The sequence below is a fragment of the Streptomyces sp. NPDC037083 genome (assembly GCF_055606485.1).
The window spans coordinates 1-16,440 of record NZ_JBVJSQ010000027.1 but is presented as its reverse complement, the minus strand read 5'-3'; the positions used below and the strand labels follow the sequence as shown (position 1 = coordinate 16,440).

Annotated in this window: 12 protein-coding genes; 8 read left to right on the top strand and 4 right to left on the bottom strand. The window is 70.9% G+C overall.

Annotated features, from left to right (window positions below):
• Positions 1-134 precede the first annotated feature (134 nt).
• Together ACZ7DE_RS39755 and ACZ7DE_RS39750 are read right to left on the bottom strand one after the other, a co-directional pair.
• Complete coding sequence (locus ACZ7DE_RS39755) at positions 135-3,728, bottom strand: SCO5717 family growth-regulating ATPase (protein ID WP_470769317.1); 3,594 nt, start codon at positions 3,726-3,728, stop codon at positions 135-137.
• Positions 3,729-5,115: 1,387 nt separating this feature from the next.
• Entirely contained in the window at positions 5,116-5,409 is a 294-nt protein-coding gene (locus ACZ7DE_RS39750; RefSeq protein WP_470769315.1) for a DUF397 domain-containing protein, read from the bottom strand.
• A 372-nt stretch (positions 5,410-5,781) separates the two neighbouring features.
• Between ACZ7DE_RS39750 and rpsO the strand changes: the two genes are divergently transcribed.
• The 5 genes from rpsO (at position 5,782) to ACZ7DE_RS39725 (ending at position 11,356) form a co-directional block, all read left to right on the top strand.
• The gene (gene rpsO / locus ACZ7DE_RS39745) at positions 5,782-6,069 is read left to right on the top strand and encodes a 30S ribosomal protein S15 (protein WP_470769313.1); all 288 of its coding nucleotides are present in this window, start codon (positions 5,782-5,784) and stop codon (positions 6,067-6,069) included.
• A gap of 398 nt (positions 6,070-6,467) precedes the next feature.
• Positions 6,468-8,687 carry a polyribonucleotide nucleotidyltransferase gene (locus ACZ7DE_RS39740; RefSeq protein WP_470769311.1) on the top strand — a complete coding sequence of 740 codons (2,220 nt, stop codon included), beginning with the start codon at positions 6,468-6,470 and terminating at the stop codon, positions 8,685-8,687.
• Entirely contained in the window at positions 8,684-10,063 is a 1,380-nt protein-coding gene (locus ACZ7DE_RS39735) for a M16 family metallopeptidase (RefSeq protein WP_470769309.1), read from the top strand. The genes ACZ7DE_RS39740 and ACZ7DE_RS39735 overlap by 4 nt, the downstream gene beginning before the upstream one ends.
• Positions 10,064-10,135: 72 nt before the next feature.
• Positions 10,136-10,888: a 4-hydroxy-tetrahydrodipicolinate reductase gene (gene dapB / locus ACZ7DE_RS39730; RefSeq protein ID WP_470769307.1), complete on the top strand. Its 753-nt coding sequence runs from the start codon at positions 10,136-10,138 to the stop codon at positions 10,886-10,888.
• 12 nt (positions 10,889-10,900) lie between these two features.
• Positions 10,901-11,356, top strand: a complete 456-nt coding sequence (locus ACZ7DE_RS39725) for a hypothetical protein (RefSeq protein ID WP_470769305.1) — start codon at positions 10,901-10,903, stop codon at positions 11,354-11,356.
• A 65-nt stretch (positions 11,357-11,421) separates the two neighbouring features.
• Here ACZ7DE_RS39725 and ACZ7DE_RS39720 read toward each other — a convergent pair whose 3' ends face one another.
• Together ACZ7DE_RS39720 and ACZ7DE_RS39715 are read right to left on the bottom strand one after the other, a co-directional pair.
• Complete coding sequence (locus ACZ7DE_RS39720; protein ID WP_470769303.1) at positions 11,422-11,976, bottom strand: hypothetical protein; 555 nt, start codon at positions 11,974-11,976, stop codon at positions 11,422-11,424.
• A gap of 101 nt (positions 11,977-12,077) precedes the next feature.
• Positions 12,078-12,314: a hypothetical protein gene (locus ACZ7DE_RS39715; protein ID WP_470769302.1), complete on the bottom strand. Its 237-nt coding sequence runs from the start codon at positions 12,312-12,314 to the stop codon at positions 12,078-12,080.
• A gap of 174 nt (positions 12,315-12,488) precedes the next feature.
• On the opposite strand from ACZ7DE_RS39715, the gene thyX reads away from it, so the two are divergent.
• From thyX to ACZ7DE_RS39700, 3 genes are all read left to right on the top strand, one after another.
• Positions 12,489-13,229 (top strand): FAD-dependent thymidylate synthase, encoded by a 741-nt coding sequence (gene thyX, locus ACZ7DE_RS39710; RefSeq protein ID WP_470769301.1) that lies wholly within the window; start codon positions 12,489-12,491, stop codon positions 13,227-13,229.
• 204 nt (positions 13,230-13,433) lie between these two features.
• Positions 13,434-14,333, top strand: coding sequence for a 4-hydroxy-tetrahydrodipicolinate synthase (gene dapA / locus ACZ7DE_RS39705; protein ID WP_470769300.1), 900 nt, complete (start codon positions 13,434-13,436; stop codon positions 14,331-14,333).
• 128 nt (positions 14,334-14,461) lie between these two features.
• On the top strand, positions 14,462-16,147 hold the full coding sequence (locus ACZ7DE_RS39700) for a ribonuclease J (RefSeq protein WP_470769299.1): 1,686 nt from the start codon (positions 14,462-14,464) through the stop codon (positions 16,145-16,147).
• Positions 16,148-16,440 lie beyond the last annotated feature (293 nt).

The following is a 16,440-nucleotide window of genomic DNA, read 5'->3' as shown; positions in this document are numbered from 1 at the left end:
AGGGAGGGGAAGCGCTGCTGGAACTTGGGGACGGCACAGGAACCAACAGGACAGTGACCGAACCGGCGGGGGGCCGGCCGGGTTCTGGGGAACCCCGCCCGCCCCTCAGCCGTGTACGGGCCTCCCGTCAGCGCCTACTGCTGCGGAGGTTGGGGGGCCTGAGGCGCCTGAGGCTGCTGCGGATAGCCGTAACCGGGCGGCGGATAACCGGGGTTCGGCTGCTGCGGCTGCGCGTACGGCTCCTGCCCCGGCTGCGGCTGCGGGTACGGCTGTCCCTGCGGTTGTCCCTGCTGCGGGTACGGCTGCCCGGGGTGGGGCGCCTGCGGCGGGTAGGGCTGTCCGGGCTGAGGAGCCTGAGGCGGATACGGCTGGCCCGGGATCGGCTGACCCGGCATCGGCTGTCCGGGGATCTGCTGGCCCGGCATGGGCGGTGCGGCCACCGGCGGCGGGTTGCCGTCGCTGGTCCACAGCCCCTGACGCTGCTGATGGCGGATGAAGTCCTCCGCGACCAGTGCCGTGAGGTTGAAGTACGCCTCGCGCACCTTGGGCCGCATCATGTCGAGGTCGACCTCGGCGCCGGCGGCCAGGTGCTCGTCGAACGGCACGACGACGACACCGCGGCAGCGGGTCTCGAAGTGCGCCACGATGTCGTCCACCTTGATCATCTTGCCGGTCTCGCGCACCCCGGAGATGACGGTGAGGGACCGTGAGACCAGTTCCGCGTATCCGTGCGCGGACAGCCAGTCCAGCGTGGTGCTGGCGCTGCTCGCGCCGTCCACGGACGGCGTGGAGATGATGATCAGCTGGTCGGCGAGGTCGAGCACACCGCGCATGGCGCTGTAGAGCAGACCGGTGCCGGAGTCGGTGAGGATGATCGGGTACTGGTTGCCGAGCACCTCGATCGCGCGCCGGTAGTCCTCGTCGTTGAAGGTGGTGGACACGGCCGGGTCGACGTCGTTGGCGATGATCTCCAGGCCGGACGGCGCCTGGGAGGTGAACCGCCGGATGTCCATGTACGAGTTGAGGTACGGGATCGCCTGGACGAGGTCCCGGATCGTCGCCCCGGTCTCCCGGCGCACCCGGCGGCCGAGCGTGCCGGCGTCGGGGTTGGCGTCGATCGCGAGGATCTTGTCCTGGCGCTCGGTGGCCAGGGTCGATCCGAGGGCGGTCGTGGTCGTGGTCTTGCCCACGCCGCCCTTGAGGCTGATGACCGCGATGCGGTAGCAGGACAGCACCGGTGTGCGGATCAGTTCCAGCTTCCGCTGCCGCTCGGCCTCCTCCTTCTTTCCGCCGAGCTTGAAGCGCGAGGACGCGGCGGTCGGCCGACCGCTCTTCGCCTTCTGCTTCTTGTTGTTGAGCAGCCGGTCGGACGACAGCTCCACGGCAGCCGTGTAACCCAGCGGCGCCGCACCGGGGTTGACCGGCTGCCGCTGATCGTGCTGGATCGGCTGCGGCCACGCGGCCCCGGCCCGGGGATCCACGGGCTGCTGGGGAGCCTGCGGGAACTGGGGGACCTGCGACGCGTCGGGTGCGGGTGCGGGTGCGGGTGCGGGTGCGGGTGCGGGCTCCGGCGAGGGCGCCTGAGGTGCGTGTGGCGCCGGCTGCGGGGCCTGACCGGGGAAGCCCTGCGGAGCGCCCTGCTGGACGCCCTGAGCGGCCGCGCCCTGCGGTGCTCCCGGCGGGAAGCCCGGGTGAGCGCCCGGCGGGAACTGCCCGTCCGCCTGCTGCGGGACGCCGGGCTGCGGGAACCCGGGCTGCCCGTAAGGGGCTTGAGGGGTCTGGCCGGCCTGAGGCTCCTGGGGCTGCGGCACCGACGGCTGCGGGAAGCCGTATCCGCCCGGGGCGTTGGGCGCGGGGGGCTGGGGGAAGCCGTAGCCGGCGGGTGCGGCCGGAGGGGTGGGCGCGGGGGCTCCGCCGGGCTGCGGGAAGCCGTAGCCCGGCTGCGGGGCGGGGGGCTGCTGGGCTGCCGGTGCGGGAGCCTGGGGCTGCGGGAAGCCGTAGCCGGCGGGTGCGTGCGGGTGGGCGTCGGCAGGCGGCTGGGGCGTTGAAGGTGCCGGTTGCGACGGGGTGTCGGGGGCGGCGGGGGACGCTGCCGGCCCGGTGTTCTGCTGGGGGAAGCCATAGCCGGCCGGTGCGGCCGGAGGGGTGGGCGCGGGGGCTCCGCCGGGCTGCGGGAAGCCGTAGCCCGGCTGCGGGGCGGGAGGCTGCTGGGCTGCCGGTGCGGGAGCCTGGGGCTGCGGGAAGCCGTAGCCGGGCTGCGGTGCGGCCGGGGCAGGCTCCGGCGCAGGCGGGTTCCAGCCGACCGGGGCGGGCGGAGCCGGCTGCGGCTGGACGGGCGGCTGTTGCCCGGGCACGTGCGGCGGCGGGGCGGCGTCGGCGGGCTGCGGCTGGGCCGGCCACTGAGCCGCCGGCGCGGGAGCGGCGAGCTGGTACGACGGCGGCAGCGGAGGCAACTCGCCCTGCGGGGCGGGCGGGGGAGTCCAGGCGGGCGCGGCGGCCGGAGCGGGGTTCTGGGGTGTGCCGTCCTGCGGGATGTTGTCCTGGGGGATGTCCTGCGCCGGGTTGTCCTGAGGTGCCGTGTCCTGGGGCTCGGGGATGTCCGTGTGGGCCACGGCGTCCGACGGCTCTTCTGCGGCGTCGTTGTGGGGCAGGGCGTCCTCGACCACGGCCGGAGCCTCGGACTCCGGGGCTTGCACGGCCTCGACGTCCTGAGCAGCCGCGTCGTCGGAGAGTTCGGGCCCGGCCGCGTCGGTGTCACCTTCGACGGAGCCGTCGACGACGACACCGTCACCCGGAGCCGGAGCCGGAGCCGGAGCGCCGGTGGCACCGTCAGCCTCAGCCTCAGCCTCAGCCTCGGCGGCGTCGGCCTCGGACGCGTGCGGGTCCGTCTCGGCAGCGCCAGTCGATCCGTGCGCCGCAGCCTCGACAGACCCTGCCTCGTCCGCGGACTCGGCGGACCCTGCGGGCTCCGCGGCCACGGTGGCCGCTTCCTCCGCCTGGGCGGCGGTGTCCGCAGCGGCGGCGGCGTGTTCCGCGATCTCCCGCTTGAGGGCGATCGCCGAGAAGCGCATCGTGGCGCCGCTCTCCAGATCCCCGTTCTCGGCGCCGCTCTCCTCGACGGTCGGGGAGACCTCGGCGGCCGGAGGCGTCACGGGACCCGGCGCCTCGGCCTGCGGGTGCTGGGGCTCGAACCCACTGCCTGCCGGAGGGCCGGGCACAGCGCCCGGGTCGCCGGCGGAAGACATGGGAGGCGCCGGCGGCGTGAACGGCATGCCCGGAGGGGGAGCGGGAGCCGCAACCGGAGCGGGAGCGGGAGCCGGAGGAGCGGCCGGGGCGAAGGGCCCGCCGGGCCCGTCCACCGGCGGCGCGGGCGGCGTGAACGGCGTCTCCGCAGCGGGGGACGCAGGCGGTGCAGCCGGAGTGAAGGGCACGCCAGGCGCAGCGGGCATGCCCGGCCCGACGGGCGGCACGGGCCCCGCGGGGGTCGCCGCACCCGGATTCGCACCCGGATTCGCACCCGGGGGCGCGCCGGGGTTCGCACCCTGGGGCGCACCCGGGTTCGCGCCCGAGGATCCAGCCGGACCCCCGCCCGCGTTCTGCGTGTACCAGGCAGGCGGGGCGTAGTCGATGGTGAACTCGCCCGTCGCCTCGACGGAGGACTCCGCGTCGGGCTGGTCATCGCCGGGTGTGGCCCAGCCCCCGCGGATCCCGTCCCGATCGCTGCTCACAATTCCTCCTGATGTGGTCGAGCACCCTCATGCCGTGGCGGGGCGACCGTTTTCGTGTCGTCCGAAGTGACTTGAGGCGGTCTGAGGTCGTCCGATGTGCCGGCCCTCCCCCCGGAGACGCCGGCACCCATCCCACGGTTTCCGGTACCGCGCCCCCGCACCAGCCTAATCATCGGTTGCCCCATGCAGGCAGGCCCGCCCGCCCCTCGGCACCAGTCCATCACGTCAGTGACGCCATGACAGAGCGGCCACTGCTCTTCACGTCACTCAGCAAACCGGCCAAAAGGCCAGAAGTGCCGCACACAGAAGGGGAGAAGCCGCCCGACGCGGCCAGGGGCGCCTCAGCCCATGCGACGCGGGGTGCCCAGCAATCCGACTTCCGCATCCGTGGGCTGCGTCATCACGTACGGGCGGTCGCGGTCGGCGCACCACGGGGTGAAACCCGTCGGCGAGCGCCGGAAGCGCCTCCACTCGCCGCTTCGGCCTTACTGACCCCGGCGAGGCGTGCAGCCGATCCTCCGGCCGCCCCAGCCGCGGAAGGCGTCGCTGCCGTCGCCCTGCCACTCCAGCCCCTTGTTCACAACCCACGCGTGAGGCGTGCACCGCCAGTCCGGTCCCCTCGGTCTGCCCGCTCAGGGCCTTGGAGAGCTTCTCCAACTCGTCGTGCACGACGGCGCAGGAGTCGTAGGGGAACAGTGCTTCCGTGACGTCGGTGGAGCCGAACTGTCCGATGGACAGCCCGTCTTTACCGACCTTGCCCGGAGCTGCCTCGGGCGCGTCGAGCTCGCTCGGAAGCTCGTCGACGCGCTTCTTGAAGCCCTTCGAGGCGGCGCGCCTGTCCGGAGCGCCCTCGTCCGCAGCTCCGCCCCCCTCGCCCCTGGCGTTGCGGAAGCGAGCGCACCTGGATGACCGAGGTGCCTCGCTTGCGCGACACGAACACGCCACGGCCTGCGGCATAGGCCGGCCGCGGACTTTGGCGAGGTCTCCCCCTCACTCGGGTCGCCGGACAGCAGCGTCCTCCACGGCGACCGAGGCGCCCTCAACCTGCGCACGGCACGGCTCCCGACCGCCGTCGCCGTCGGCGCCGCGCTCATCACGGCGGTCGGTCCGATCGTCCCGAAGAAGAGGAAGCAGCCCGGGAACCCCCCACCTGCCGGTCGCCCGGCCCTCGACGTCCGGGGACGACGGCCGTCCCCTGGAGCCGTCCCGCGGTCGCCCGGAGCCGGCCCGCGGCCCCCAGGAGCCGGCCCCGCAGTCGCCCGCAGCGAACTGCTCGGCGGCTGCGCCCCCGTGTCCGGCCGCCGGGAAGGACGACTGCCGTCGCGAGGACAAGCCGGCCCTCGACGACGCGTTCGGTGCCGTTCCGCCCGCGCCCGCGGTGCTCAGCTCACTCGGCCGCGGCCCCGTCGTGCGGCGCCGGCTCGAGGTCGAACTCGCCGTCCCGTGCCCCCAGCACGAAGGCCCGCCACTCCGCCTCCGTGTAGCGCAGCACCGTCTCCGGGTCGAGCGACGACCGCATCGCCACGGCCCCCTCGGGCAGGTGGGCGATCTCGACGCGCTCCTCGTGCTCCTCCGTGCCCGGGGCGCACTGCCACTCGACGCCGGAGATGTCGAGCGCGTAGAGCTCGTCCCGCTCCCGGTCCTTGCGCGCCCTGAGTTCCCTGTCCTCGGCATCGGCCATGTCGGCTCCGACCCTTCCCTCTGTCTGTTCCCTCTGTGCCAACGAGCTGTGGCGTCAGCCTACTTGCCGCAGTTCTCCCAGCTCAGAGGTTCTTCCGTTACGTTCCGGGCCGACGTCGTCGCCCGTACACTGCCCCCACCCGCGGGCACGCGGTCCGGCCGCCCGCCGCGATACCCGGACAAGCCCGGCGCGCCGGCCTGATACGCTGGCTCTCGGCCGTTTGTGTACGCACCCCCGGAAGCACCCTCGGACAACGCCCGAAGGTTCTGGAGGTCGCGCTCAGCGGATCCCCGCCTCCCGAGTAACGGAAGCTCCCCCGAGACACAGACCGGGGGCACTCGGTGGCCACTGAAAAGACTACGAGGAGTACGCGTGCCGCTCGACGCCGCTACGAAGAAGCAGATCATCACCGAGTTCGGCCAGAAGGAGGGCGACACCGGCTCCCCCGAGGTCCAGGTCGCCATGCTGTCGCGCCGGATCTCGGACCTGACCGAGCACCTCCGGACCCACAAGCACGACCACCACTCCCGTCGTGGTCTGCTGATCCTGGTCGGTCAGCGTCGCCGCCTGCTGCAGTACCTCGCCAAGAAGGACATCCAGCGCTTCCGTGCGCTGGTCGACCGCCTCGGCATCCGCCGCGGTGCGGCGGGCGCCAAGTAGGACGCCGTGAAGGGAGCGGTTCCCGGCAGCATCGGGACCGCTCCCTTTTGCTGTACGCGTCGCCGTCACAAGGCGACACACACCCCGGCAGTACCGCGTCGTACGCTCTGCCGTGGTCATGGAAACGTGCGGAGTGTCACCGACGCTTTGTAGTGTGGTAGCACAACGCCATACGTACGACACAGCGTGATGACGTGTACTCGCTGCGGGTAAACGTCACCACGCACACCGAACGAGGAGAAGCGCACCTCACCGCCGCCGGTCCTCGGTAGTGGCCCCCGGGAGAGAGAACCCCGGGTGCTTCGATCGAAGACCGGCCCGCACCGCACGGCGCGCTTCTCCGCAACCGTCCCCCTGCCACACGGGCAGCGAGGGACGAAGACGAGGAGAAAACGCTAGTGGAGAACGAGACCCACTACGCCGAGGCCGTCATCGACAACGGCTCCTTCGGCACCCGCACCATCCGCTTCGAGACGGGCCGCCTGGCCAAGCAGGCCGCCGGCTCCGCCGTGGCGTACCTGGACGACGACACCATGGTGCTGTCGGCCACCACCGCCTCCAAGAACCCCAAGGACCAGCTCGACTTCTTCCCCCTCACGGTGGACGTCGAGGAGCGGATGTACGCCGCCGGCAAGATCCCCGGCAGCTTCTTCCGCCGTGAGGGCCGTCCCTCCGAGGACGCCATCCTCACCTGCCGCCTGATCGACCGCCCGCTGCGTCCGTCCTTCAAGAAGGGCCTGCGCAACGAGATCCAGGTCGTCGCCACGATCATGGCGCTCAACCCGGACCACCTGTACGACGTCGTGGCGATCAACGCCGCGTCCGCGTCGACGCAGCTGGCCGGTCTGCCCTTCTCCGGCCCGATCGGCGGCGTCCGCGTCGCGCTGATCAACGGCCAGTGGGTCGCGTTCCCGACGCACACCGAGCTCGAGGACGCCGTCTTCGACATGGTCGTCGCCGGTCGCGTCCTGGAGGACGGCGACGTCGCGATCATGATGGTCGAGGCCGAGGCCACCGAGAAGACCATCCAGCTCGTCGCGGGCGGCGCCGAGGCGCCGACCGAGGAGGTCGTCGCCTCCGGTCTGGACGCCGCGAAGCCCTTCATCAAGGTGCTCTGCAAGGCCCAGGCCGACCTCGCCGCCAAGGCCGCCAAGCCGACCGGCGAGTTCCCGGTCTTCCTCGACTACCAGGACGACGTCCTGGAGGCGCTGTCCGCCGCCGTCCGCCCGGAGCTCGCCTCCGCGCTGACCATCGCCGGCAAGCAGGACCGCGAGGCCGAGCTCGACCGCGTCAAGGCGCTCGCCGCCGAGAAGCTCCTGCCGGAGTTCGAGGGCCGCGAGAAGGAGATCTCCGCCGCGTACCGCTCGCTCACCAAGCAGCTGGTCCGCGAGCGCGTGATCAAGGAGAAGAAGCGCATCGACGGCCGCGGTGTCACCGACATCCGCACGCTGGCCGCCGAGGTCGAGGCCATCCCGCGCGTGCACGGCTCGGCGCTGTTCGAGCGTGGCGAGACCCAGATCCTGGGCGTCACCACCCTCAACATGCTCCGCATGGAGCAGCAGCTGGACACCCTCTCCCCGGTGACCCGCAAGCGCTACATGCACAACTACAACTTCCCGCCGTACTCCGTCGGCGAGACCGGCCGCGTGGGCTCCCCCAAGCGCCGCGAGATCGGCCACGGCGCCCTCGCCGAGCGCGCCATCGTGCCGGTCCTGCCGACGCGCGAGGAGTTCCCCTACGCGATCCGTCAGGTGTCCGAGGCCCTCGGCTCCAACGGCTCGACGTCCATGGGCTCGGTCTGCGCCTCCACCATGTCGCTGCTGAACGCCGGTGTGCCCCTGAAGGCCCCCGTCGCCGGCATCGCCATGGGCCTGATCTCCCAGGAGATCAACGGCGAGACGCACTACGTCGCCCTCACCGACATCCTCGGTGCGGAGGACGCCTTCGGCGACATGGACTTCAAGGTCGCCGGCACCAAGGAGTTCGTGACCGCCCTCCAGCTCGACACCAAGCTGGACGGCATCCCGGCCTCCGTCCTGGCCGCGGCCCTCAAGCAGGCCCGCGACGCCCGCCTCCACATCCTCGACGTGATGATGGAAGCGATCGACACGCCGGACGAGATGTCCCCCAACGCCCCGCGGATCATCACCGTCAAGATCCCCGTGGACAAGATCGGCGAGGTCATCGGCCCGAAGGGCAAGATGATCAACCAGATCCAGGAGGACACCGGCGCCGAGATCACGATCGAGGACGACGGCACCATCTACATCGGTGCCCAGGTCGGCTCGCAGGCCGAGGCCGCCCGTGCCACGATCAACGGCATCGCCAACCCGACCATGCCGGAGGTCGGCGAGCGCTACCTGGGCACGGTCGTCAAGACCACGACCTTCGGTGCGTTCGTGTCGCTGCTCCCGGGCAAGGACGGTCTGCTGCACATCTCGCAGATCCGCAAGCTCGCCGGCGGCAAGCGCGTGGAGAACGTCGAGGACGTGCTCGGCGTGGGCTCCAAGGTCCAGGTCGAGATCGCCGAGATCGACTCCCGCGGCAAGCTCTCCCTGATCCCCGTGATCGAGGGCGAGGACGCTGACGACGACAAGAAGGACGACACCGACAAGTGACGTCTCGTAGCTCCACGGCGACGGCCCGCACCTCTTCGGAGGCGCGGGCCGTCGCCCGTACCCAAACCCTGATCAAGGGCAACGCCGGCATCGGCGTGGTCCGCAAGACCACCCTCCCCGGCGGCCTGCGGATCGTCACCGAGACGCTCCCGTCGGTGCGCTCCGCCACCTTCGGCATCTGGGCGCACGTCGGCTCCCGCGACGAGACGCCGTCCCTGAACGGCGCCACGCACTACCTGGAGCACCTGCTCTTCAAGGGCACGACGCGCAGGTCCGCGCTGGACATCTCGTCCGCCATGGACGCCGTCGGCGGCGAGATGAACGCGTTCACGGCGAAGGAGTACACGTGCTACTACGCACGCGTGCTCGACACCGACCTGCCGCTCGCCATCGACGTCGTCTGCGACATGCTGACCGGCTCGCTCATCCTCGAAGAGGACGTCAACGTCGAGCGCGGCGCGATCCTCGAAGAGATCGCCATGACCGAGGACGACCCCGGCGACTGCGTGCACGACCTGTTCGCGCAGACGATGTTCGGGGACAACCCCCTCGGCCGCCCGGTCCTGGGCACGGTCGACACGGTCAACGCCCTCACCGCCGACCGCATCCGCCGCTTCTACAAGAAGCACTACGACCCGACCCACCTCGTGGTCGCCGCCGCCGGCAACATCGACCACAACAAGGTCGTACGCCAGGTCCGCGCGGCCTTCGAGAAGGCGGGCGCCTTCAAGAACCCCGAGGCCACGCCCGTCGCCCCGCGCGACGGCAGGCGCGCCCTGCGCACCGCCGGCCGCGTCGAGCTGGTCGGCCGCAAGACCGAGCAGGCGCACGTCGTCCTCGGCATGCCCGGCCTGCCCCGCACGGACGAGCGCCGCTGGGCGCTCGGCGTGCTGAACACGGCCCTCGGCGGCGGCATGTCCTCCCGGCTCTTCCAGGAGGTCCGTGAGAAGCGCGGTCTGGCCTACAGCGTGTACTCGTACACCTCGGGCTTCGCCGACTGCGGTCTCTTCGGGGTGTACGCGGGCTGCAGGCCGTCGCAGGTGCACGACGTCCTGAAGATCTGCCGTGACGAACTCGACCAGGTCGCCGAGCATGGCCTGTCCGACGACGAGATCGGCCGCGCCATCGGCCAGCTGCGGGGCTCCACGGTCCTGGGCCTGGAGGACACCGGCGCGCTCATGAACCGCATCGGCAAGAGCGAGCTGTGCTGGGGCGAGCAGATGTCGGTGGACGACATGCTGTCCCGGATAGCGGCCGTCACCCCGGACGAGGTCCGTTCGGTGGCCCGCGAGATCCTGGGACGGCGTCCTTCGCTGTCGGTCATCGGCCCGCTCAAGGACAAGCAGGCCGCCCGGCTGCACGACGCGGTGGCCTGATCCCGTTCGAACTGCGGAAAGCATCTTCGCAAAGCATCTTCGGCAAGCATCTGCGGTAAGGAAGCACAAGAGATGAGCAAGCTGCGTGTGGCCGTCCTCGGCGCCAACGGCCGGATCGGTTCCGAGGCGGTCCGGGCGGTCGAGGCCGCCGAGGACATGGAGCTGGTGGCCGCCCTCGGCCGTGGCGACAAGCTGGAGACGCTGACGGAGACCGGAGCCCAGGTAGCCGTCGAGCTGACCACCCCGGCCTCCGTCATGGGCAACCTCGAGTTCTGCGTCGGGCACGGCATCCACGCCGTGGTCGGCACCACGGGCTGGGCCGAAGAGCGCCTCGCTCAGCTGAACGGCTGGCTGGACCGGTCCCCGGAGACGGGCGTGCTCATCGCCCCCAACTTCTCCATCGGGGCCGTCCTCACGATGAAGTTCGCGCAGATCGCCGCGCCGTACTTCGAGTCCGTCGAGGTCGTGGAGCTGCACCACCCCAACAAGGTGGACGCCCCCTCCGGCACCGCCACGCGCACCGCCCAGCTCATCGCCCAGGCCCGCCGCGACGCGGGCACGGCCCCGGCGCCGGACGCCACGGAGACCGGCCTGGAAGGGGCGCGGGGCGCGAACGTGGACGGGGTCCCCGTCCACGCCGTCCGGCTGCGCGGCCTGCTGGCCCACCAGGAGGTCCTGCTGGGCGGCGAGGGCGAGACCCTCACGGTCCGCCACGACTCGCTCCACCACAGCAGCTTCATGCCGGGCATCCTGCTGGGCGCCCGCCGGGTGGTGTCGACGCCCGGCCTCACCTTCGGCCTGGAACACTTCCTGGACCTGAACTGAGCCCCTGACGTCATGCGCGCGAAGATCTCCTACGCCGTCACGGCCGCCGTCCTGGTGTTCTACTTCCTCCTGGTCGGCAGCCGCGGCGTCATGCTCATCCAGTCCGGCACGCTCCTGACCGTCACCTTCGGCGTGGCGGTGCTGATCCTGCCGGTCATCGGCGTCTGGTTCCTGTGGAAGAACACCCAGTTCGTCCGCAGGGCCAACGCCCTCGCCGCCGAACTCGACGCCGAGGGCGGCCTTCCCGTCGACGAACTGAAGCGCACCCCCGGCGGCCGCGTCGACCGCGACTCGGCCGACGAGGTCTTCGCCAGGCGCAAGGCCGAGACCGAGGCCGCCCCCGACGACTGGCGCACCTGGTTCCGCCTCGCCGTCGCCTACCACGACGCCCGCGACACCCCCCGGGCCCGCAAGGCGATGCAGCGCGCGATCACACTGCACGACGGCAAGCCGGTCGAGGCCGCCTGAGCCGCACGCACACGAAGGGGCCGGCCCGCGACACTCGCGGGCCGGCCCCTTGCCGCGTTGCCGGATCAGCCGCGCCGGTTCTCCGCCGCCCACGCCTCGACCGCGTCGGCCGCCCGGTCGAACGCCTCGGCGCGCGCCAGGAAGTCCGCTCCGTGCGTCGTCAGCAACGGCGCGCTCTCCTCGGGCCGGTCCCGCCGTACGAGGGTCAGGGCCTGCCCCTGGACCGTCCGCGGCAGTCCGAGCCAGCGCACCGGCTGCTGGACGGTCCGCACGGCCGCGACCCGCTCCCAGGGCAGGGTGCGCGTGCGGAGGAAGCTCACATGCCGCAGCCCGCGGTCGCTCACCCACACACCCACGCGCAGCAACCGCAGGGCACAGGCGATCACCAGCAGGGAGCAGCCGAACACCGCGCCGGCCTCGGAGACCGAACCGGTCAACGCGATGATGACGGCCGCGAACAGCACGTACGAGGCGAGCAGCAGCGCCAGCGCGGCCGCCCCGACCCGCCAGGGGCCGGGCCGGTAGGGGCGACGCCAGCGCTCGCGGTCGTCGAAGGGCAACGCGACGTCGTCGTCGGTCGCCTCGAATACGCGGTCGGCCGTCAGGAAGGGCAGGGGCACGGCTGGTCCTCACTCGTCCATGCGTGGGCTGTGCCCGGTGAGGTTATCCGCCTGTGTCCCGGCTCACCACCTTCGGGGGGCCGGACGGCACGGGCGCGCGTTCAGCGGCCCTGGGACGCCTGCGACTGCGGTGTCTGCGAGGTGTGCTCGAGGGTCAGCGCCGGCATCCCGATGATCAGGGACCCGACCAGCGCGGCGACGATGGTGAGCCCCAGGAGCCAGCGCCCGGCCATCTGACCGAACGAGGACCGCTCGGGGGGCGGCGGAGCGATATTGCTGCGGAACCTGCCGGCTTCGGCGAGGAAGGCGAACGGGACGGGCTCGCGGCGGCGGAACATCGGGGCGGCACCTTTCGGGGCTCGTACGTACGGCTGTCACTGACACAGACGAACGGGTGCCACGATTGGTGCCCGCTTTAACCCTGATTCACAGCACCCGAGTGCGGAAGACCGCTTTGGAGGGGCCGTAGAGTTGGCGCCGCTCCGAAGACGTGATGGAAGGACCCCCGCACCGTGACCGACAGTCCCGCCGACGACCTCAAGCCGACCTTCCACAGCGACGTCACCGTGGAACTGGTCAAGCACACCGCTTCCGACGCCGACGTGCTCTTCGCCGCCCGCGTCTCGACCGTCGGCGAGCAGTCCCTGGACGAGCTGGGCAAGGACCCCGAGCGCTCCAAGGGCCTGATCAACTACCTCATGCGGGACCGGCACGGCAGCCCCTTCGAGCACAACTCGATGACGTTCTTCGTCAGCGCCCCGATCTTCGTCTTCCGCGAGTTCATGCGGCACCGCGTGGGCTGGTCCTACAACGAGGAGTCCGGCCGCTACCGGGAGCTCCAGCCCGTCTTCTACGTCCCCGGCGAGTCCCGCAAGCTCGTCCAGCAGGGCCGCCCCGGCAAGTACGTCTTCGTCGAGGGCACCGAGGCCCAGCAGGAGCTGGTCGGCCGCACGATGGAGGACTCCTACCGGCAGGCCTACGCGGCCTACCAGGAGATGCTGGCCGCCGGCGTCGCCCGCGAGGTCGCCCGCGCGGTCCTCCCGGTCGGCCTCTTCTCCTCGATGTACGCCACCTGCAACGCCCGCTCGCTGATGCACTTCCTCGGCCTGCGCACCCAGCACGAGCTGGCGAAGGTGCCGTCCTTCCCGCAGCGGGAGATCGAGATGGTGGGCGAGAAGATGGAGGCCGAGTGGGCCAAGCTCATGCCGCTCACGTACGCCGCCTTCAACGCCAACGGCCGCGTCGCCCCCTGAGGTACCAGGCCACGGAGACGTATGTGCGGATCATCCGCGCGAAGTGTCCGTATTGCGGCATTTAGAGAAGTTCATCTAGCCTGATCAAACGGACCCGGCACTGCTTGAACCCCCGAGCAGGCAGTGCCGGGCTCCTTCTTTGTCATGACTTTTCGAACCCCCCGAGGGCAGACCCCACGGTGAGCAACGAGTAGCGTGTTACCCATGGCTCCGACCTCCACTCCGCAGACCCCCTTCGGGCGGGTCCTCACCGCCATGGTCACGCCGTTCACGGCGGACGGCGCACTCGACCTCGACGGCGCACAGCGGCTCGCCACCCACCTGGTGGACGCAGGCAACGACGGCCTGATCGTCAACGGCACCACCGGTGAGTCCCCCACCACCAGCGACGCGGAGAAAACGGACCTGGTACGAGCCGTCCTGGAGGCCGTCGGAGACCGCGCCCACGTGGTCGCCGGAGTCGGCACCAACGACACCCACCACAGTGTGGAACTCGCCCGGGCCGCGGAGAAGACGGGCGCGCACGGCCTCCTGGTCGTCACCCCGTACTACAACAAGCCCCCGCAGGAGGGCCTGTACCGCCACTTCACGACCGTCGCCGACGCCACCGGGCTTCCGGTGATGCTCTACGACATCCCCGGCCGCAGCGGCGTCCCCATCAGCACCGAGACACTGGTCCGCCTCGCGGCGCACCCGCGGATCGTCGCGAACAAGGACGCCAAGGGCGACCTGGGCCGCGCGAGCTGGGCCATCGCGCGCTCCGGCCTCGCCTGGTACTCCGGCGACGACATGCTGAACCTGCCGCTGCTTTCCGTGGGCGCGGTCGGCTTCGTCTCGGTGGTCGGCCACGTGGTCACGCCGGACCTGCGCGCCCTCGTCGAGGCGTTCACCGCCGGCGACGTCCAGAAGGCCACCGAGATCCACCAGAAGCTGCTGCCCGTCTACACGGGTATGTTCCGCACCCAGGGCGTCATGACGACGAAGGCGGCGCTCGCCCTCCAGGGCCTGCCCGCGGGACCGCTGCGCTCGCCCATGGTGGAGTGCTCGCCCGAAGAGATCGAGCAGCTCAAGATCGATCTTGCCGCGGGCGGGGTACAGCTCTGACAACAGACTTCACAACTGAATAGGCAGGCCACCGGTGCCTGCAATCCACAACGACAACTGCTTCTGCACGAACGTCATGCGCGCCACGTGCCCACCGGTACGTGGCGCGCGTGTTTGAGGAGAGTCTTTTGAGTCATCCGCATCCCGAACTCGCCCCGCCGCCGCCGCTGCCCAAGGGCGGTCTCCGGGTCACGCCGCTCGGCGGCCTCGGAGAGATCGGCCGGAACATGACGGTCTTCGAGTACGGCGGCCGTCTGCTGATCGTCGACTGCGGAGTGCTTTTCCCCGAGGAGGAGCAGCCCGGAATCGACCTGATCCTGCCGGACTTCACGTCCATCCGGAACCGCCTCGACGACATCGAGGGCATCGTCCTCACCCATGGCCACGAGGACCACATCGGCGCCGTCCCCTACCTCCTCCGGGAGAAGCCGGACATCCCGCTGATCGGCTCCAAGCTGACCCTGGCCTTCATCGAGGCCAAGCTCCAGGAGCACCGGATCCGCCCGTACACCCTCGAGGTGGCGGAGGGGAACCGGGAGCGCATCGGCCCGTTCGACTGCGAGTTCATCGCCGTCAACCACTCGATCCCGGACGCCCTCGCGGTCGCCATCCGCACGCCGGCGGGCATGGTGGTCCACACGGGCGACTTCAAGATGGACCAGCTCCCGCTGGACGGCCGCCTCACCGACCTGCACGCGTTCGCACGTCTGAGCGAGGAAGGCATCGACCTCCTCCTCTCGGACTCGACGAACGCCGAGGTCCCCGGCTTCGTGGCGCCCGAGCGGGACATCTCCAACGTCCTGCGCACGGTGTTCGCGAACGCCCGCAAGCGGATCATCGTGGCCAGCTTCGCCAGCCACATCCACCGCATCCAGCAGATCCTGGACACCGCGCACGAGTACGGCCGCCGGGTCGCCTTCGTGGGCCGCTCGATGGTCCGCAACATGGGCATCGCCCGCGACCTGGGCTATCTGAAGGTCCCGCCGGGCCTGGTCGTGGACGTCAAGACGCTCGACGACCTTCCGGACCATGAGGTGGTCCTGGTCTGCACGGGCTCCCAGGGCGAGCCGATGGCCGCCCTGTCCCGCATGGCCAACCGCGACCACCAGATCCGCATCGTGCCCGGCGACACGGTGATCCTGGCGTCGTCGCTCATCCCCGGCAACGAGAACGCGGTCTACCGCGTGATCAACGGCCTGACCCGCTGGGGCGCGCACGTCGTCCACAAGGGCAACGCCAAGGTGCACGTCTCGGGCCACGCGTCCGCGGGCGAGCTCCTGTACTTCTACAACATCTGCCGCCCGAAGAACCTGATGCCGGTCCACGGCGAATGGCGCCACCTTCGCGCCAACGCCGAGCTGGGCGCCATGACCGGCGTCCCGCACGACCGCATCGTCATCGCCGAGGACGGCGTGGTCGTCGACCTCGTCGAGGGCAAGGCCAAGATCTCCGGCAAGGTCCAGGCGGGCTACGTCTACGTCGACGGGCTCTCGGTCGGCGACGTCGGTGAGCCGGCCCTGAAGGACCGGAAGATCCTCGGCGACGAGGGCATCATCTCGGTCTTCGTCGTCGTGGACTCCTCCACCGGCAAGATCACGGGCGGCCCGCACATCCAGGCCCGCGGCTCCGGCATCGAGGACTCGGCCTTCTCGGCCGTCACCCCGAAGATCGCCGAGGTCCTGGAACGCTCGGCCCAGGACGGCGTCGTGGAGGCCCACCAGCTGCAGCAGCTCATCCGCCGCACCCTGGGCAAGTGGGTCTCGGACACGTATCGCCGCAGGCCGATGATCCTCCCGGTCGTGGTGGAGGTCTGAGCGACCTACGACCCCTCGTACGCGTGAACCCGGAGCGGGGCTCCCCGATTTGCATCGGGGAGCCCCGCTCCAGTACGTTTACGGCTCCGCCTGAACGGGAACCCCGCCGCCTTGTGCGTCGGACCAGTCCCCCGGAGGGGCCGGGAAAACCGACTCAGAACTTCTGATAAAGTCGGAACCGCCGGAAAGGAAACCGCGAGAAAAAGCGGGAACCTGGAAAGCACCGAGGAAATCGGATCGGAAAAGGATCTGATAGAGTCGGAAACGCAAGACCGAAGGGAAGCGCCCGGAGG